Raw genomic sequence first — 18,457 nt, forward strand, 5'->3', positions numbered from 1 at the left:
AATCCACCTGTCGAACGGATCGAAACGTTCCATGTCGCGCGCGCGGGAACGCGCCGTGCGTGATCACGCACGAACGGCCGCAAACGGGCGAATGGAAAACGGAAAACGAGCGCCGGCTGGGGTCAGCCGACGCGTGCCGCCGGCGGGGGCGGCGCGGCGCCGACGCGCGGCGGTGCGACAGGAGGAGGGAGGACCGACGGATGCGCGCACGCCTGCGGCCGCGAGTCGAACTGCGGCCGGGATTTTGCAAGAGCGGACGTGAGCGGATGCATCGTGTCGAAATGCGATTGAACGCGAATGAGCGTCAAAGGTAACGCAAGGCGGCCATCCCGCGCAACCGCTGTCGGCGGTGAGCCGGTGCCGCGCGCTCGAGCGTCACGCACGCGAAGCTTGCTGACGACCGGGCAAAGGGCAGACGATACGCACGGTGCGCGATTCGCGTGCGCGCCGCGCGTGTGGCCGGATTCGGCGGACAGTCACATTTGACAGGGTATGATGGGGGTAACCGCCCGTGCAAGCGCACGCGCGGCGCAGTGGTTGATTGGAGACATTCGACGAATTCGCGGCACTTCGCCTGCTTCTTCTTCTTTTCGCGCTTCGATAAACCGTGAACAATGGGATCACGCGCAACACCCCGACGAGGGCGGCGCGGATCGTGCATTTGCCGGCTCGCCAGCGAGCCGGGTTTCAAGTTTCAAGAGTGGGGAACCATCATGCATGTCGGGTCGATTGTCTGCACTACCCATATCGCGGTGCCGAAGGGCGCGCGCGGCATCGTTCAGCGCCTTCTGGGCGACATGGCCATGGTGACCTGGTACGCGGGCGTGCCGGGCGAGTCGAAGGAACTCAACACCGAGCCGTTCTTTCTCGAGGACCTGATCGACACCGGCGAATCCGTGCTGCCGGCCGGCGCCGCGATCCACTGAGTGCGCGTGCCGCACCGGGCGCTCGTGTTTCGGCGCGGCTGACGGCACAATGCGGGGCATGAAAGACGACACTTCCGCCCCCGCAGCTCCCGCCGGCCCGCCGTTCGCCGGCCTCACGCCCGAGTGCGTGCTCGACGCGCTCGACAGCGTGCTGATGCCGGCCGGGCTGCGTACCGACGGGCGCCTGCTCGCCCTCAACAGCTACGAAAACCGCGTCTACCAGGTCGGCATCGAAGACGGTCCGCCCGTCGTCGCGAAGTTCTACCGGCCGGCGCGCTGGTCGGACGACGCGATCCTGGAAGAACACGCGTTCGTCGCCGAACTCGCCGCGCGCGAGATTCCGGCGGTGCCCGCGCACGCGTTCGACGGCCGCACGCTGCACGCGTTCGACGGCTTCCGCTTCTCGATCTTCGAGCGGCGCGGCGGCCGCGCGCCCGATCTCGACCGCAGCGACACGCTCGAATGGCTCGGTCGCTTCATCGGCCGGATTCACGCGGTCGGCGCGACCCAGCCGTATGTCGCGCGTCCGGTGCTCGACATTCGCACGTTCGGCTACGAGCCGCGCGACTACCTGCTCGCGCACGATTTCATTCCCGACGATGTGCGGCCCGCCTACGAAACGGCCGTGACGCTCGCGCTCGAAGGCGTCGAGGCCGCGTTCGAGCGTGCGGGCGAGATCCGCCTGCTGCGCACGCACGGCGACTGCCATCCGAGCAACGTGCTGTGGACCGACGCGGGCCCGCATTTCGTCGACTTCGACGACAGCCGGATGGCGCCCGCGATCCAGGATCTGTGGCTGCTGCTGCCCGGCGATCGCGAAGGCGCGTCGCGCGCGCTCGCGGACCTGCTCGCCGGTTATGAGGACTTCTGCGAATTCGAGCCGCGCGAGCTGCATCTGGTCGAAGCGCTGCGCACGCTGCGCTTGATCCACTATGCGGCGTGGCTTGCGCGCCGCTGGGATGATCCGGCGTTTCCGGCCGCATTCCCGTGGTTCAACACGCATCGCTACTGGGAGGCACGTGTGCTCGAGTTGCGCGAGCAGATCGGCGCGATGCAGGAAGGGCCGCTCTGGCCCGTGTGACGGCGCGCGCGGCAGCGTCGCCGCGCCGCGTGGTCCGGTGGGCCGCCGCGCGTGGCGCGCGGCCCGCACCGCTCAGAACTTCAGCATCATCCTGATCACTGCCGCGAAGCGCTTGCCGTAAGGCGGCGCGATCAGCCCGCGGGTATTCAGGCGCGCCTGCGTGAGCACGGGCTTCATCTTCGAGAACGTCACGAAGCCGTCGTAGCCGTGATACGCACCCATCCCGCTCGCGCCGACGCCGCCGAACGGCAAGCTGCCGCACGCGATGTGCATCAGCGTGTCGTTGACCGTCACGCCGCCCGAGATCGTTTCGCGCATCACGCGGTCGACCGTGCCGCCATCCTCGTCGAACAGGTACAGCGCGAGCGGGCGCGGCCGTGCGTTCACGTACGCGATCGCCTCGTCGAGCCGCTCGTACGGCACGAGCGGCAGCAGCGGCCCGAAGATCTCCTCCTGCATCAGCTGTGACGAGGCCGGCACGTGCGTGACCGCGCACGGCACGAAGCGGCGCGACGCGGGATCGGACCGCGCGTCCGACAGCGGATGCAGTTGCGCGCCGGCCGCCTGCGCGTCGGTCGCAAGCTGCTGCAGCCGGGCGTAGTGGCGCGGCGACACGATCGTCGTGTAGTCGCCGTTGGTCGACAGGTCCGGATACAGCTTTGCGAAGCGCGCCCGCGCGCGCTCGATGAACGCGCCCTCCATCCCGCGCGGCAGCAGCACGTAGTCGGGCGCGATGCAGGTCTGGCCCGCGTTCAGCGTCTTGCCGCCGATGATTGCGTCGACGGCCGCATCGAAGCGCGCATTCGGGCCGACGATCGCCGGCGACTTGCCGCCGAGCTCGAGCGTGACGGGCGTGAGATTGTCCGCCGCGGCACGCATCACGTGGCGGCCGACGTGCGTCGAGCCGGTGAACAGCAGGTGATCGAACGGCAGCGCGCTGAATGCGGCACCGATCTCGGCATCGCCGTTCACGACCGCGACGTGGTCGCGCGAGAAGGTCTTCGCGATCAGCTGCTCGAACAGCGCCGACGTGCGCGGCGTCAGTTCGGACATCTTGATGATCGCGCGGTTGCCGGCCGCGAGCGCGCAGATCAGCGGTCCGGCCGCAAGCAGGATCGGATAGTTCCACGGCACGACGATGCCGACCACGCCGAGCGGCTGCGGCAGCACCTTCGCGCGCGCCGGCCGCAGCCACTTGTTCATCGGCTTGCGGATCGGCTTCATCCAGCGCTTGCCGTGCTTGAGCGCGTCGTCGATCTCTTCCTTCGCCATCCAGATTTCCGACAGCAGCACTTCCTGCTTCGCGCGATGCCCGAAGTCGGCGCTGACCACATCGGCGAGCGCATCCGCGTGATCGATCAGCATCGTGCGCAGCGCGCGCAGGTGCTGCGCGCGAGTGTCCCACTCCGGGTACGGCGCGCGCAGGTAGGCCGCGCGCTGGTCGCGCAGCAGCGACGTCAGCGCATCGACCGATGGCGGCGCTTGCGGGGCCAGTTCGGGCAGGTCGTTCTTCATGTCGTCTCCTCCAGTTGGGCGTGGCACGGCGGCCAGCAGTCAGGTCGCACGTACTCGCTCGGCGAGCGTGGCGGGGCGGGGCCGGATGACGCGCGTCGCGCGGCGTGGGGCCGGGTGCGATGCGCGGGCGAAAAAAACAGGGTGCAGCGTGCGGCAAGCGTCGCATCCGCGCGACGGTGTTCGCGTTCCAACACGGGATTGCGCGGGGTGCGCGCAGGGCTCGATGCGACTGCTGACCGATGCGCGATCGTGCGTTGCAGGCGTTTGCCGCCGCGCTGAAGCGGCGTCGTGCGATGCGCGCGGCGACGCACGCACCGGCAGGTCGCCCCGCGCATGCGACGAGCCGTCCAAACGGTCGGCGATACGCGGTGTCGTTCGATTTCGACCGGCCGCGCGCGCGGTGTTGCACGTCACCGTCCGGGCATCCGTTTGAAATGAAATGCGGGCCGCGCGCGGTGCGTCCGGACAACCCGGTCGGCACGCGGCCTGTGGAACGTCACGCTGCATCGTCGTCTCCCCAGTTTCGCGACGGCGCGGCTTCTGTCGGCCGATGCATCGCGTCACATCAATCGATACATCTTAAATTTAGTTCACGCGGGCGTTTAGAGGAATCGCTCTTGAATCGGCGTGCCGCGCGCGCGACGGCCATTCCTACAATGCCCGAACATTACAAGCGGGAGCCGGGCCGCGCCGGGCGCCGTTCATGACACGAAGGAGACGTGACATGCAATACGACTACATCATCGTGGGTGGAGGGTCGGGCGGGTCGAGCCTCGCCAGCCGCCTCGCCGATGCATGCCCCGACGCGACGATCGCACTGATCGAGGCCGGCTCGCACACGGAGCGCAACCTGCTCGTCAACATGCCGGTGGGGATCGCGGCGCTCGTGCCGTTCAAGCTCGGCACGAACTACGGTTACGAGACGGTGCCGCAGCCGGGCCTCGGCGGCCGCCGAGGGTACCAGCCGCGCGGGCGCGGGATGGGCGGCTCGAGCGCGATCAACGCGATGATCTATACGCGCGGCCACCCGGGCGACTACGACGAGTGGGCACAACTCGGCGCGACGGGCTGGGGCTGGCAGGACGTGCTGCCGTATTTCCGCCGCGCGGAAGGCAACGCGCGCGGCGCCGATGCATGGCACGGCGCGGACGGTCCGTTGACGGTGTCCGATCTGCGCTTTCGCAATCCGTTCTCCGAACGATTCATCCAGGCGGCGCACGCGGCCGGTTATCCGCTCAACGACGATTTCAACGGCGCGACGCAGGAAGGCGTCGGCTTCTATCAGGTCACGCATCGCGACGGCTCGCGCTGCAGCGTCGCGCGTGCGTACATCTATGGCCGCAACCGGCCGAACCTGCATGTGATCACCGACGCGACGGTGCTGCGCGTGGGTTTCGACGGCAAGCGCGCGGTCGGTGTCGTGGTGTCGCGCGACGGACGCGTCGAGACGCTCGGCGCGCGCGCGGAAGTGATCCTGTCGGCCGGCGCGTTCAATTCGCCGCAACTGCTGATGTGCTCGGGGATCGGTCCGGCGGAACAGTTGCGCCGGCACGGGATCGCGGTGGTGCAGGACGCGCCGGCCGTCGGCACCAACCTGATCGACCATATCGACTTCATCATCAACACGCGGGTGAATTCGTCGGAGCTGGTCGGCATCTGCCTGCGCGGGATCACGAAGATGACGCCGGCGCTCGCGCGCTACTTCTCGAGCCGCACGGGGATGATGACGAGCAACGTCGCGGAGGCCGGCGGCTTCATCAAGAGCGATCCGTCGCTCGATCGCCCGGACCTGCAGCTGCATTTCTGCACTGCGCTCGTCGACGATCACAACCGCAAGATGCACTGGGGCTTCGGTTATTCGCTGCACGTGTGCGCGCTGCGCCCGTTCAGCCGCGGCACGGTCGCGCTCGCGAGCGGCGATGCGCGCGACGCGCCGCTGATCGATCCGCGCTTCTTCAGCGATACGCGCGATCTCGACCTGCTCGTGCGCGGCGCGCAGGCGATGCGCCGGATCCTGTCGCAGGCGCCGCTCGCGTCGCAGGGCGGGCGCGAGCTGTACACGCGGGCGGACCAGAGCGAAGCCGAGCTGCGCGCGACGATCGTCGCGCACGCCGACACGATCTATCACCCGGTCGGCACCTGCCGGATGGGCTCGGATGCGCGCGCGGTGGTGGATCCGCAACTGCGCGTGCGGGGTGTCGAAGCGCTGCGGGTGGTGGATGCGTCGGTGATGCCGACGCTGATCGGCGGGAACACGAATGCGCCGTCGGTGATGATCGGCGAACGCGCGGCGGACTTCATCGTCGCGACGCGCAAGAGCGGCGTGCCGCGCGGCCAGGCGGCCGCGGCGGTGCACGGCCGCTGAGCGGCGCGCACCGGCACGCGACCGGCGCGATGCTCAGGCGAACGTATCGACGAGGCCCGCGCGGCTCACGGTCGCGCCGGCCGCTGCGGATTGCGCAGCGTCGACCGGTGCATCGACGGCTGACGATCCGGCGCGCGCGCGCGGCGACGACTGGCCGCCGGCGAAGCGCTGTTGCGGGTTCTGCTGCTGCGACGCGAAGCCGCCGTCGCTGACGGTCGCGCTACCCAGGCCGAGCCCGCCCGCTTCCATCGCTTCGCGCAGCTTCGGCAGCGCGGCTTCCACCGCGTCACGCACCTGCGGGTGCTGCGACACGAACAGCGCATGTGCGTGGTTGTCCGCGACGCGCAGCACGACCTGCAGCGGGCCGAGGTCCGGCGGGTTCAGCGTCAGCTCGGCGCTCTGCTGGTGCGCATTCGACAGGAACACGACCTTCTGGCTCAGCGCGTCGGTCCAGTCGGCGGTGCCGACATGCGGGGCCAGCACATGCGCGTTGGCCGCGGCGATCGAGCTTGCGGCGGGCGATGTCGGGAGGTTCGCCTGTGCAGCTGCCGCGGCCGTCGCGGCGGCCGCGACCGTTGCGTCGGGAGCCGGGCCGGCGGTTTCTTCGGCGGCCGCGAATGCATGCGCCGCGGGCTGGCCGGTTGCGCCGGCCTGCAGTGCCGGCGCGGTGGCTTGCGCGGGCGTTTGCTGCGTCGCGAGCGCACCTTTCGCGTCGGCGAGCGTGTGGTCGAAGGTGGTGACTTTCGGTGTCAGCGGTGCCGCGGCGGCCGATGGGGACGTCGTCGATGCCGGTGCTGGCGCGGCGGCTGCCGTGCCGGTCGCGGGCATCGCGATCGCACCCGGGCCGCCGGTCAGCTTCGCCAGCGCCGCCTGTAGCGCGTCGCGACCCGACGCCGGCACGGCCGGCTCGGCGGCCGCATCCTTGCCGGCATGATTCGTCAGCGCGGCCGTGGCGTCGGGCTGGCCGGACACGGCCGTCGTTTGCGCGGCGGTGGCGGCGGTAGCACCGGTGGCGGCGCTGGCGGCATCGGCCGGCACCGCATCGTTCGCGCGCGCCTGCAGTTGCGCCTGCACGGCGGCGGCCGCGGCGAGCGCGGCGGCGTCGGGATTGGGCGGTGTGTTCGCGTCGACGATCGACTTGTCGCCGTCGCCGTCGTTGTCGGACGGCTTCGTGCCGGCGGCGGGCGTCGACGACGCCTGTTTCGTCGAGACGTCCGGCTTGCCGGCGAGCGTCGCGTCGTGCCGCGTGACGACGCTTTGCTTCAGCGTCTGCGCGAACGGCACGGCGGCCGGACTGGTTGCGGCATCGTTGCCGGCGGACGTGGCGACGGCGGACGAACCCGCGTCGCGGACGGCCTTGAGTGCGGTGCCGGCGGTGTCGAGCAGCGCGCCGAGCAGGGGCAGTGGAGGCATGACGATTCTCTCGTTCGAAAGCGGTGAGCAGTTACGCCGAGCGGGCCGCGTCGGCCCGCATGCGCAGGATCTTCGCGGCGTGTTCGTCCGCGTCGCGCTGTTCGCGCTTCGCGGTACGCCGCGCTTCCTGCGCGACGCCGCGCGCCTGCAGGATTTCGTATGAGCCGACGGTTCGCTTCTTCTGCTGCCAGTTCGGGCGCGCCTCGTCGATGCGGACCTCGGCCGCGGCCAGCACGTTGCGCTGCTGCACGATCGCCGCGTCGAGCGTATCGATGAACGCCTGGAAGTTGCGCCAGTTGCCGGCCGGCATCCCGTGCTGCGCGGACTGCGCGAAGCGCGCGTGGTATTCGTCGCGATAGCGCAGCAGCGCATCGAGCTGTTCGGCGGCCGCGGTGCGGTCGCGCTGCGCGGTGCCGAGTTGCTTCGCGGCCGTGTCGAGGTCTTCCTGCGCACGGTCGAGCAGCAGTTGAAGAGGAAAGCCGGGTGCCATCGGGATCAGCCTCCGTGTACGTCGAACAGCGCATCGAGTGCGGCGAGGCTCGACGCGAACGGCGCGCATTCGCGAAAGCCCTGCTGCAGGAACGATTCGATGCGCGGGTAGAGCGCGATTGCGCGGTCGAGCTGCGCGTCGCGGCCGGGCGCATAGGCGCCGACCGCGATCAGGTCGCGATTGCGCTGGTAGCGCGACAGCATCTGCTTGAACTGCCGCACGCGGTCGAGATGCGTTTCGTCGATCAGCGCAGTCATCGCGCGGCTGATCGATGCCTCGATGTCGATCGCCGGATAGTGGCCGGCCTCGGCGAGCGCGCGCGACAGCACGATGTGGCCGTCGAGGATCGCGCGCGCCGAGTCGGCGATCGGGTCCTGCTGGTCGTCGCCTTCGGTCAGCACCGTGTAGAACGCGGTGATCGAGCCGCCGCCTTCGGGCCCGTTGCCGGTGCGCTCGACGAGCGCGGGCAGCTTCGCGAACACCGACGGCGGATAGCCCTTGGTCGCGGGCGGCTCGCCGATCGCGAGCGCGATCTCGCGCTGCGCCATCGCATAGCGCGTCAGCGAATCCATCAGCAGCAGCACGTGCTTGCCCTGGTCGCGGAAATACTCGGCGAGCGACGTCGCGTAGGCGGCGCCCTGCATCCGCAGCAGCGGCGACACGTCGGCCGGCGCCGCGACGACGACCGAGCGCGCGAGCCCGTCCTCGCCGAGGATCTGTTCGATGAATTCCTTCACTTCGCGGCCGCGTTCGCCGATCAGCCCGATCACGATCACTTCCGCGCTCGTGTAGCGCGCCATCGTGCCGAGCAGCACGGACTTGCCGACGCCGGAGCCCGCGAACAGGCCCATCCGCTGCCCGCGGCCGACGGTGAGCAGCCCGTTGATCGCGCGCACGCCGACGTCGAGCACGTGGTCGATCGGCTCGCGATCGAGCGGGTTGATCGATGGCGCCGACAGCGGTGCGTCGACCTTCGACGCGAGCGGGCCCAGGCCGTCGAGCGGGCGGCCCGACGCGTCGACGACGCGCCCGAGCATTTCCCAGCCGACCGGCAGCCGCTTCGCGCCCGCGAGCGGATCGGCGACGGGCGCGGCCTCCAGCGGCCACACGCGCGCGCCGGGCAGCACGCCTGCGACGTCGGTGGTGGGCATCAGGAACAGGCGATCGCCGGAGAACCCGACGACTTCCGCTTCCGCGTGCGGCAGCGTGCTGCCGGGCGGCAATTCGATCGTGCATTCGGCGCCGACCGACAGGCGCAGCCCGATCGCCTCGAGCACGAGGCCCGCGGCGCGCGTGAGGCGCCCGCACGGCCGCAGCGGCAGCGCGCGGTGGCTGCGTGTCGCGAGCCCGTTCAGGTGCGTGCGCCAGTGCGCGAGATGCGGATTGTGCGGTGCGCGCGGTGCATCGCAGGCGGCATCCGTCACGTGCGCAGGTGCGCCGTGAGCAGTGTCGTGCGTACTGTCGGGACCGAACGACGCGAGCGCGAGCTCGCGCTCGAGCGGCGTCATCCCGTCGTACAGGATCGATTCGGGCGTGGGCGTCACCATGCGCTCACCTTGCCGATCGCGGCGGCGACGCGCTGCCAGCGGGTGGGCAGCGTCGCGTCGACCTCGCCAGTCGCGGCGTGCGCGCGGCAGCCGCCGCGCTCGATCGACGCGTCGGTGCGCACGTTCCATCCGAGCGTATCGAGATCGTCCTGCAGATAGGCTTCGACGACGGGCAGGTCGGCCGGATTCACCGCGAGATGCGGCGCGCCTGACAGCGCCGGTTCGGCGGCGAGCACGTCGCGCACGGCCGCGACGAGCGCGGCGGGATCGTGCTTCACGTGCTGGCGCACGACCTGCTGCGCGATGTCGAGCGCGAGCTGCGCGAGGTCGGACGCGAGATCGTGCTCGACGCTCGACACGGCTTCTCGGAACGACGCGGCGAGCGCCGCGAGCTGCGCGGCCAGTTCGCGGGCTTCAGCCTGGCCGGCCTCGAAGCCCTGCTCGCGGCCCTGGTCGAAACCGGCCTGGTAACCCAGCGCCTGGCCCTCGACGTGACCGGCCGCATGGCCTTCGGCATGCGCGGCGTCGCGCACGCGCTGCAGTTCCGCGGCGAGCGCGGCGGCGGCCGCAGCCGCGTCGTCGGGCGGCGGCGGGGGCGGCGGCGGATCGAACGACGCCATCTCCCACCGCTGGTACGCGGTGAGGGTGCCGGCGCGGTCGCGCGCGGAATCAGACATACGCGTCTTCCGCCTTGCCGCCGATCACGATCTGACCGCTCTCGGCGAGGTTGCGCACGATCTGCAGGATGCGGCGCTGCTGCGTCTCGACTTCGGACACGCGCACCGGGCCGCGCGCGTCGAGATCCTCGGCGAGCAGCTCGGCCGCGCGTTGCGACATGTTCGCGAGGAACTTCTGGCGCAGCGCGGGCGGCGCGCCCTTCAGCGCGATGATCAGCGTTTCCGACTCGACTTCCTTGAGCACCATCTGGATCGCACGATCCTCGAGGTCGAGCAGGTTCTCGAACACGAACATCTGGTCGACGATCTTCTGCGCGAGGTCGGCGTCATACTGGCGCACGCTTTCGAGCACGCCTTCTTCATGATTGCTCGTCATGAAGTTCAGGATCTCGGCCGCGGTGCGGATGCCGCCCATCGGGCTGCGCTTCAGGTTGTCGCTGCCGGACAGCAGGCCGGTCAGCACGTCGTCGAGCTCGCGCAGCGCGGCCGGCTGGATGCCGTCGAGCGTCGCGATCCGCAGCAGCACGTCGTTGCGCAGCCGCTCGGTGAAGCATGACGCGATCTCGGACGCCTGGTCGCGGTCGAGGTGCACGAGGATGGTCGCGATGATCTGCGGATGCTCGTTCTTGATCAGTTCGGCGACGGCGCCCGAGTCCATCCACTTCAGGCCCTCGATGCCGCTCGTGTCGCTGCCCTGCAGGATCCGGTCGATCAGCACGCCGGCCTTGTCCTCGCCGAGCGCCTTGGTCAGCACCGAGCGGATGTACTCGCTCGAATCGAGCGACAGCGCGGTGTGCTGCTCGGCTTCCTTCGCGAACTCCTGCAGCACGTCCTCGACCTGCTCGCGCGTGACGTTCTTCAGCGCGGCCATCGCGGCGCCGATCTTCTGCACCTCGCGCGGCGCGAGGAACTTGAATACTTCAGCGGCCTCTTCCTCGCCGATCGACATCAGCAGCAGCGCGCTCTTGGTCAGGCCTTCAGCGTTCATCGGACACCCAGTTCTTCACGACGGTGGCGACGATCTTCGGATCCTGGCGGGCGATCGTGCGCGCGTAGTCGAGGTTGCGTTCGTAGCGGTTCTTTTCGTTCTCGAAGCCGAGCAGCAGCGCATCGGGCTCCTCGGCCTTGTCCGGGGCGGGCAGGCCGTCGAGCGCGACCGCATCCTCCGGCGCCGCGAGCGCCGGCGCGACCGGCTCGGGCGGCGGGAACGCGCGGCGCATCGCCGGGCGCACGAACATGAAATAGAGCGCCGCCGCGGCCGCCGCGATGCCGAGCCACTTCGCGGCTTCCTTCGCCATCGCGATCATGTCCGGCTGGCGCCACCACGGCAGGTCGGCGTACGGATCGCTGGCGGTCGAGAACGCGCTGTTCACGACGTTCACCGAGTCGCCGCGCTTCTCGTCGTAGCCCATCGCGTCCTTCACGAGCTGTTCGATCTGCGCGAGCTTCGCGGGCGGCAGCGGCTGCATCGTCACTTTGCCCTTCGCGTCGGCGACCGGCTGGTAGTTGACGACGACGGCGACCGACAGCCGCTTCACGTTGCCCATCGGCTGCTCGACGTGACGGATCGTCTTGTCGAGCTCGTAGTTGGTCGTCTGGTCCTTGCGGTCGCTGACGGGCGTCGACTGCGGCCCGTTCTGGCCGTTGCCGGCGACGATCGGCGCGGAGGCCGGCTGCGGCGGCGTGTTCGACAGCGCGCCCGGCACGCCCGATGCGCCGCCCTGCGCGAGTTCGGTCGCGCTGCTGGTCTGCTGGCTGCGGATCGCGGCCTGCTGCGGCGCGCCGTTCGGGCCGTAGCTTTCCGAGGTCTGCTCGAGCTTCGAGAAATCGATGTCCGCGCTGACCTGCGAGCGCGCGTTGCCGGTGCCGAAGATCGGCGCGAGGATCGTGTCGATGCGCTTCTGCGTATTGCGCTCGACCTGCTGCACATACTTGAGCTGGCTCGCGTCGAGGCCGGAGGCCGACGCGGTCTGCGTCAGCAGGTTGCCGTCCTGGTCGACGATCGTCACGTTCCTGGCCGGCATGTCGGGCACGCCGGACGACACCATCCGCGTGATCGCCTGCACCTGGCCCTCGTCGAGCACGCGGCCCGGGTAGAGGTCGACGAATACCGACGCGCTCGGCGCTTCCTTGTCGCGCACGAACACCGACGGCTTCGGGATCGCGAGATGCACGCGCGCGCCGCGCACCGCGTTGATCGATTCGATCGTGCGCTGCAGCTCGCCTTCGAGCGCGCGCTGGTAGTTCACCTGCTCGGCGAACTGGCTGATGCCGAATTTCTGGCTGTCCATCAGCTCGAAGCCGACCGAGCCGCCCTTGGGCAGGCCCATCGCGGCGAGCTTCAGGCGTGTTTCGTGCACCTGGTTCGACGGCACGAGGATCGCGCCGCCGGCATCGGCGAACTTGTAGGGAACGTTTGCCTGCTGGAGCGCGGTGATGATCGCGCCGCCGTCGCGGTCCGACAGGTTGCTGTACAGCACGCGATAGTCGGGCGCGCGGCTCCACAGCACGAGCGCGGTGATCGCGGCGATGGCGAACGCGACGGCGATCACGAACGGCAGCTTCGGGTTGCCCTTCATCCGCGAGATGCCGGAGATGCGTTCCGCGAAGCCGCCGAAGCCGAAGTCCGCGCCGGCGCCGCCTGCTCCCGGCAACGCGGCGGCCGCGGCGGCGCCTGGCACCGGGCTGGCGAGGCCCGTGCGGGCGTCGGGGTTGATCAGCGAGTTGGCCTGCGAATCCATGCGTGGAGTTTCTCCGGAGCGGGACGACTGAGCCGCTCGGACGAGCGGACGGACAATGACACGATGCGATTATCGGGACCCGGGCACGACTCCGATCGACCGAAAAGAGCGGGGTTTCCCCCGTACTTTCGCGGCTTTGGCGCGCGCCGCGCTGCTATCCTTTTTCGCGATCCGGCATGGTGCGCGTCGTGCGGTGCCGTCGGAAACGCCCGGTGCGCCCGGGTCTTTTCTCTTATATGTCTGGGGACAGCATGGCTGCCAACGTCAGCGGAATCGGTTCGGTGTTGCAACAGATGCAGGCGATGGCCGCGCAGGCGAGCGGCGGCGTCGCCAGCCCCGCGGCGGCGCTCGCCGGCTCGGGTGCCGCGACGGCCGGCACGTTCGCGAGCGCGATGAAGGCGTCGCTCGACAAGATCAGCGGCGACCAGCAGCACGCGCTCGGCGAGGCGCACGCGTTCGAGGTCGGCGCGGCGAACGTGTCGCTGAACGACGTGATGGTCGACATGCAGAAGGCCAACATCGGTTTCCAGTTCGGTCTCCAGGTCCGCAACAAGCTCGTGAGCGCGTACAACGACATCATGCAGATGTCGGTGTGATGGGACGGCCACCCGGCGACGGGCATCCGGGGACGGCCATCCGGGGACGGCCATCCGGGAGCGGCCGGCCCGGCGGTCCGTGCGCCTAAAGCTTTTCAATTCCCTTCCGATAACTCTGGAACAAGGCCGCGCCGTGCATCGCAGGGCGGCGGCCGCTGCATAGCCACCGCATCACAAGGAGAAGCGCATGTTTTCCCCAGGACACGCTGGAGCCAGTGCGTACGCGCGTGTCGGCGTCGAGACGGGGGTGATGGGCGCCTCCCCGCACCGGCTGATCGCGATGCTGTACCAGGGCGCGCGACAGGCCATCGCGCTCGCGCGCATGCATTTGCAGCAGGGCAACGTGCCCGCACGCGGCGAAGCGATCGGCAAGGCGATCGGGATCGTCGAGAGCGGCCTGCAGGCGTCGCTGAACCGCGACGCGGGCGGCCAGATCGCCGGGCGCCTCGACGCGCTGTACGCGTATATCGGCCGGCGCCTGCTGGAAGCCAACCTGCATGCGAGCGACGCGATGCTGGTCGAGGTCGACGGGCTGCTCGCGACGCTCGAGGAAGCGTGGACGGGCATCGCCCCGGAAGTCGCGCGCATGGCCGCACAACAGGCGGTGGGCGCGGCGCGATGAATCTCAAGGCCGAATACTTCGCTCGCTACGAGGCGCTCGCGGCCGTGTCGGGCCGCATGCTGTCCGCGGCGCGCGGCGCGGACTGGCGCGCGCTGCCGGAGTTGCAGGCCGAATTCCTGAGGCTCGTCGACGGGTTGAAGGAGGCCGATCCGGGCGTCGCGTTCGACGAAGCGGACCTCGGCCGCAAGCTTGCGCTGATCCGCCGCATCCTCGCCGACGACGCCGCGATCCGCGATCTCGCGAGCCCGGAGGTCGCGCGGCTGTCCGCGCTGTTCGAGGCGCGGCGCTCGACCAAGGTATTGACCGATCTCTACCGCGCTCGCGGGTAGTGCCCGTTCGCCGGGGCGGCGGTTGCCGCGTGCCCGGCTTCGCAACGATGTGGCTGAGGTGAGCAGGCTCCGATCATGACCGGTATCGACTCCGTTGCGGCCGCCCTGCTGGCGAGCCGCCTCGACAGCCTGCTGACCGGCACCGTGGCGGCGCCCGCCGGCGGTGGCGCGACCGCGCAGGTCGGCACGCCGGGCATGGGCGCTTCGTCGCCGTCTTCGACAGGGGCCACGCCGGCCGCGCCGCCGGCGTCCGCGCAGACTGCGCTGTCCGATGTCGCGCTCGTGCTCGACGCGATCTCGCGCTCGGGCGGTGTCGCGACCCCGGCGATCGCCGGGCGCACGCCGCTGCTGGCCGATCCTTCCGTGCTGCTGAGCGCCGCGGCGGCCGCGCCGCCGGACGGACAGCCGTCGACGGAGCCGGCGTCCTCCGCGTCTTCGTCGGTAGCTTCTTCCGCTGCGTCGGCCGCATCGGGAGCGTCAGCCGCGTCGGCGGTGCGCGATGCGGCGAGCACGCCGCCCGTCGCGGCGCTGCGTGCGGCGCTTGCGCAGGCCGTGAGCGAAAGCGGCCTCTTTTACGAATCCCATCTCGCGCAGTGGCTGGCCGGCCAGCGCCCGCTCGCCGCGCTGATGCGCGAACCGCAGGCGCGCCTCATGACCGCGCCGGTGCAGCCCGCCCCGGATGCCGCGCAGCACGACGCGCCCGACGTGCTCGACGAACTGCTCGCGCGGCGTCTGCCGTTGCCGACGGCGGCGCCGCGATCCGCCACGCAGCCGGGTGCGCCCGCGCCGGGCGGTGCGGGGCCGCACGAACTCGCGCAGAGCGCGGCGGTGACGACCCGGCAGTCTGCCGCGTCGAGCACGGCCGCGACGACCGGCCCGCTCGGCGACCACCCCGACACGCGCTGGACGCCCGCGCGCGCCGAACTGGCCGCCGCGTCGGCCGATCCGCAGACGCAGGCACAGGTTCCGGTGCATCCGGGCGCCGTGCCGATCGTCCGGCAGCAGCTCGATGCACTCGCGACCGACCAGTTCCGCTGGGCCGGCGAGGCGTGGCCCGGCGCGAGGCTCGACTGGACGATCGAGCCCGACGACCCGGGCGGCCACGCGTCGCGCAGCGGCGACGACACGGGGGACGGGATCGCGTGGCGCACGCGGCTGACGCTCACGTTGCCGTCGCTCGGCACGGTCGACGCGGAGCTGGTGTTGAACGGCAAGCAGCTCGTCGCACGGTTGCGCGCGAATTCGGCCGGCGCCGACCGGCTCACGCGGAACGAGGCCGCACTGCGGCAGCGGTTCGAGGGATCGGGGCTGCAACTCGGCGGACTGTCGATTCGCGCGGTCGGCGACGAACCGGACGGCCTCGACCCGCTCGTCGCGCAGGCCGCCGTCGCCGCATACACGCGCGGCGCGGCCGGCGGCACGCCGCGCGCCGACGACGAGAGCCCGCGATGAGCATGACGTCCCGCAAGCGCGCGACCGCGCTCGTCTACGATCCGAAAGGCGGCGATACGGCGCCGCGCGTGGTCGCGAAGGGGTATGGCCTGCTCGCCGAGATGATCGTCGCCCGGGCGCGCGATGCGGGGCTGTACGTGCATACCGCGCCGGAGATGGTGTCGCTGCTGATGCAGGTCGACCTCGACGACCGGATTCCGGCGCAGCTTTACCAGGCCGTCGCGGATCTGCTCGCGTGGCTGTACGCGCTCGATCGCACCGAGCCCGAGCCGGGCGACGTCGCGCCGCGCTTTCCGCTGCCGCCGCTGCGCCGCTGAGCGTGCGCCGGCCTCGCTTTTCTTGCGACATGCTGCCCGGGGCTTTCCCGATCGTTTCACAGGCATTTTTCTTCTATTGACCGGAATCGGCGTGCAATCCGCGTGCTTTGTCGGTTATCACCGGACTTGTGCGCTCGCCCCCCGTGCGCCGTCGGATTGAGCGGCCGTGCTATTTATGTAATGATATCCATTCTCATTTCATGTTGACCGGGCGGCGCACGTTTTCCCGTGCGCCGCCCGTTGTTTTGAACGAATGGACACTCTCGCGTGAACGCGCCCGAAACGATCGCCCCGCCGCAGGCGGGCAGGCCCCCCGCGGGCGTCACCGTGCCGCATCCGGCCGCACGTTCCCTGAGCGACGCCGAACTGGCGGCGCGCCGCCAGCGCTCGCGCCGTGCGACCTTCATCAAATGGCTGCGCAAGGTGCACGGCTGGGTCGGGCTGTGGGGTGCGGTGCTGGGGCTGCTGTTCGGCGTGACGGGCGTGCTGCTGAACCATCGCGCGCCGCCGCTGAAGATCCCGACCGGCGAACCGCAGGTCGAGCAGATGCAGATCGCACTGCCGGATCCGGTGCCGAAGTCGCCGGCCGCGATGACGAAGTGGCTGCAGCAGGAACTGCACGTCGACGGCCGGCCGGGCCGCGTGCGCAAGGAGCCTGCGCAGCCGGTCGCCTGGGGCGACCGGCGCGTGATGCAGCCCGAGCACTGGCAGATGGGCCTGTTCGGGCCGCACCAGAACCTGCAGGCCGAATACTGGGTCGGCAACGGCTACGTGTCGGTGAAGCGCACCGGCAACACGTTCCTGACGACGCTGAACAACCTGCATCGCGGCGTCGGCATGAATCTCGGCTGGGTGCTGCTGATGGACACGATCGCGGGTTCGCTGATCCTGTTGTCGCTGACGGGCGTGCTGCTGTGGACGGAGCTGAACAAGCGCCGCACGGTCGGCGTCGTGCTGGTGGCCGGTTCGGTCGCGGCGGCGCTCGCCGCGGGCCTCGCCTGACGCAACGGTCGCAACGGTCGCAACGGTCGCAACGGTCGAAACAGTCGCAACAGTCGCAACGCGCAGGCTTGCTGCCGGCGCGCCTCAGAGGCCGCAGGTCGCGCCGCGGTTTGCCGCGATCTCGCGGGCGGCCTTCGCGCCCTCGACCTGCAGGATCGTCGGCAGCGACACGTTATTCTTCGCGGCCGTCACCTCGGCGAGGATCGAGATCGCGATTTCCGGCGGCGTGCGGCTGCCGATGTAGATGCCGGCCGGCCCGTGCAGCCGTGCCAGTTCCGCGTCGTTCAGGTCGAATTCGAGCAGCCGCTCGCGCCGCGCCGCGTTGTTGCGCCGCGAGCCGAGCGCGCCCACGTAGAACGCGGGTGTCTTCAGCGCTTCCATCAGCGCGAGATCGTCGAGCTTCGGGTCGTGCGTGAGCGCGATCACGGCCGAACGCACGTCGAGCTTCATGTCGAGCACCGTGTCGTCGGGCATCGTATGCGCGACGCGCGTGCCCGGCACGTCCCACGCATCCGTGTATTCCTCGCGCGGATCGCAGACCGTCACCTGGTAGTCGAGCCCGACCGCGATCTGGCAAAGATAGCGCGACAACTGCCCCGCGCCGATCACGAGCATCCGGTAGCGCGGCCCATGGATCGTCACGAGCCGTTCGCCGTCGAACGCGAGCCCGTCGGTCGCCTGCGCGGGCGACAGCGACGCGCGGCCGGTGGCGAGTGTCATCGTGCGCGTGACGAGGCGGCCGGCTTCGACTTCCGCGCACAGCGCGGCGATCCCGCTGTCGCGCGTGAGCGGCTCCAGCACGAGCTGGATCGTGCCGCCGCAGGGCAGGCCGAAGCGGTGCGCTTCCTCGGCCGTCACGCCGTACTTGACGGCTTCCGGGCGCGCGTCGGCCGCGATTCCGCTCGCATGCACGCGGGCGATCAGGTCGTCCTCGATGCACCCGCCGGACACGGAGCCGACCACGAGCCCGTCCTCGCGCACCGCGAGCATCGCGCCCTCGGGGCGGGGTGACGAGCCCCACGTCTTCACGACCGTCACGAGCAGCACGCGGCGCCCTTCGTCGAGCCAGCGCGCGCTGGATTTCAGTACATCGAGATCGACGCTTTCCATCATCCTTTCCTGTTGCCGGACGGCCCGCCGGGCAGGACCGTGTTCGATGGCGGGATTATGAACCGCCCGGCGCGCGCCTGCAGGCAGCGTGCGAATCGTCCGCGCAAATCCGGAGGATCGGGCAAGACATCGCGACGATCGGGCAGCGGCGGCGCGCGGGCGCGGCGCGGCGGCGCGTGCCCGGCGGCGGTGGGTTCGACAACAGGAGGGAGGGGTGCCGCACGGGGCCGCTCATGGCCGGGTGCGGCATCGCACCGCCGCGCGCGGCATGCGC

17 protein-coding genes are annotated in these 18,457 nt (G+C 70.3%); 9 read left to right on the forward strand and 8 right to left on the reverse strand.

The features are described from left to right. Positions 1–713: 713 nt before the first annotated feature. Together DIE06_RS11410 and DIE06_RS11415 are read left to right on the forward strand one after the other, a co-directional pair. The gene (locus DIE06_RS11410; RefSeq protein WP_006753011.1) at positions 714–926 is read left to right on the forward strand and encodes a hypothetical protein; all 213 of its coding nucleotides are present in this window, start codon (positions 714–716) and stop codon (positions 924–926) included. Positions 927–975: 49 nt separating this feature from the next. After that, on the forward strand, positions 976–2,007 hold the full coding sequence (locus DIE06_RS11415; protein WP_124661504.1) for a serine/threonine protein kinase: 1,032 nt from the start codon (positions 976–978) through the stop codon (positions 2,005–2,007). Positions 2,008–2,079: 72 nt separating this feature from the next. Here DIE06_RS11415 and DIE06_RS11420 read toward each other — a convergent pair whose 3' ends face one another. After that, a complete protein-coding gene (locus DIE06_RS11420) occupies positions 2,080–3,522 on the reverse strand; it encodes a coniferyl aldehyde dehydrogenase (RefSeq protein WP_124661505.1) in 1,443 nt (480 codons plus the stop codon). Positions 3,523–4,246: 724 nt separating this feature from the next. Here DIE06_RS11420 and DIE06_RS11430 point away from each other — a divergent pair. Continuing rightward, a complete protein-coding gene (locus DIE06_RS11430; RefSeq protein ID WP_124661506.1) occupies positions 4,247–5,887 on the forward strand; it encodes a GMC family oxidoreductase in 1,641 nt (546 codons plus the stop codon). 33 nt (positions 5,888–5,920) lie between these two features. Here DIE06_RS11430 and DIE06_RS11435 read toward each other — a convergent pair whose 3' ends face one another. Genes DIE06_RS11435 through fliF form a run of 6 tightly spaced genes read right to left on the reverse strand, consistent with a single transcriptional unit; the run spans position 5,921 to position 12,755 of the window. Then, positions 5,921–7,300: a flagellar hook-length control protein FliK gene (locus tag DIE06_RS11435; protein ID WP_124661507.1), complete on the reverse strand. Its 1,380-nt coding sequence runs from the start codon at positions 7,298–7,300 to the stop codon at positions 5,921–5,923. A gap of 31 nt (positions 7,301–7,331) precedes the next feature. After that, positions 7,332–7,790, reverse strand: a complete 459-nt coding sequence (gene fliJ / locus DIE06_RS11440; protein WP_124661508.1) for a flagellar export protein FliJ — start codon at positions 7,788–7,790, stop codon at positions 7,332–7,334. 5 nt (positions 7,791–7,795) lie between these two features. Further along, positions 7,796–9,337, reverse strand: a complete 1,542-nt coding sequence (fliI, locus tag DIE06_RS11445) for a flagellar protein export ATPase FliI (RefSeq protein WP_124661509.1) — start codon at positions 9,335–9,337, stop codon at positions 7,796–7,798. After that, positions 9,331–10,014 carry a flagellar assembly protein FliH gene (gene fliH, locus DIE06_RS11450; RefSeq protein WP_124661510.1) on the reverse strand — a complete coding sequence of 228 codons (684 nt, stop codon included), beginning with the start codon at positions 10,012–10,014 and terminating at the stop codon, positions 9,331–9,333. Before fliH ends, fliI begins: the two co-directional genes overlap by 7 nt. Next, the gene (gene fliG / locus DIE06_RS11455) at positions 10,007–11,002 is read right to left on the reverse strand and encodes a flagellar motor switch protein FliG (protein WP_124499889.1); all 996 of its coding nucleotides are present in this window, start codon (positions 11,000–11,002) and stop codon (positions 10,007–10,009) included. The genes fliH and fliG overlap by 8 nt, the downstream gene beginning before the upstream one ends. Next, positions 10,992–12,755 (reverse strand): flagellar basal-body MS-ring/collar protein FliF, encoded by a 1,764-nt coding sequence (fliF, locus tag DIE06_RS11460; protein ID WP_124661511.1) that lies wholly within the window; start codon positions 12,753–12,755, stop codon positions 10,992–10,994. The genes fliG and fliF overlap by 11 nt, the downstream gene beginning before the upstream one ends. Before the next feature lie 251 nt (positions 12,756–13,006). Here fliF and fliE point away from each other — a divergent pair, with 251 nt between their 5' ends. From fliE to DIE06_RS11495, 6 genes are all read left to right on the forward strand, one after another. Then, the gene (gene fliE, locus DIE06_RS11470; RefSeq protein WP_124570749.1) at positions 13,007–13,351 is read left to right on the forward strand and encodes a flagellar hook-basal body complex protein FliE; all 345 of its coding nucleotides are present in this window, start codon (positions 13,007–13,009) and stop codon (positions 13,349–13,351) included. 187 nt (positions 13,352–13,538) lie between these two features. Continuing rightward, positions 13,539–13,973 carry a flagellar export chaperone FliS gene (gene fliS / locus DIE06_RS11475; protein WP_124661512.1) on the forward strand — a complete coding sequence of 145 codons (435 nt, stop codon included), beginning with the start codon at positions 13,539–13,541 and terminating at the stop codon, positions 13,971–13,973. Continuing rightward, entirely contained in the window at positions 13,970–14,302 is a 333-nt protein-coding gene (locus DIE06_RS11480) for a flagellar protein FliT (RefSeq protein ID WP_124661513.1), read from the forward strand. Before fliS ends, DIE06_RS11480 begins: the two co-directional genes overlap by 4 nt. A gap of 75 nt (positions 14,303–14,377) precedes the next feature. Further along, positions 14,378–15,754: a flagellar hook-length control protein FliK gene (locus DIE06_RS11485; protein ID WP_124661514.1), complete on the forward strand. Its 1,377-nt coding sequence runs from the start codon at positions 14,378–14,380 to the stop codon at positions 15,752–15,754. Then, positions 15,751–16,071, forward strand: a complete 321-nt coding sequence (locus DIE06_RS11490) for an EscU/YscU/HrcU family type III secretion system export apparatus switch protein (protein ID WP_185733388.1) — start codon at positions 15,751–15,753, stop codon at positions 16,069–16,071. The genes DIE06_RS11485 and DIE06_RS11490 overlap by 4 nt, the downstream gene beginning before the upstream one ends. A 267-nt stretch (positions 16,072–16,338) precedes the next feature. Beyond that, positions 16,339–17,073 (forward strand): PepSY-associated TM helix domain-containing protein, encoded by a 735-nt coding sequence (locus tag DIE06_RS11495; RefSeq protein WP_124661515.1) that lies wholly within the window; start codon positions 16,339–16,341, stop codon positions 17,071–17,073. A gap of 84 nt (positions 17,074–17,157) precedes the next feature. Here the strand turns inward: DIE06_RS11495 and DIE06_RS11500 are convergent, their stop codons facing one another. Beyond that, positions 17,158–18,183, reverse strand: coding sequence for an XdhC family protein (locus tag DIE06_RS11500; RefSeq protein ID WP_124661516.1), 1,026 nt, complete (start codon positions 18,181–18,183; stop codon positions 17,158–17,160). Positions 18,184–18,457: the final 274 nt, after the last annotated feature.

The sequence above is a fragment of the Burkholderia sp. Bp8998 genome (assembly GCF_003854235.1).
Lineage (GTDB): Bacteria > Pseudomonadota > Gammaproteobacteria > Burkholderiales > Burkholderiaceae > Burkholderia.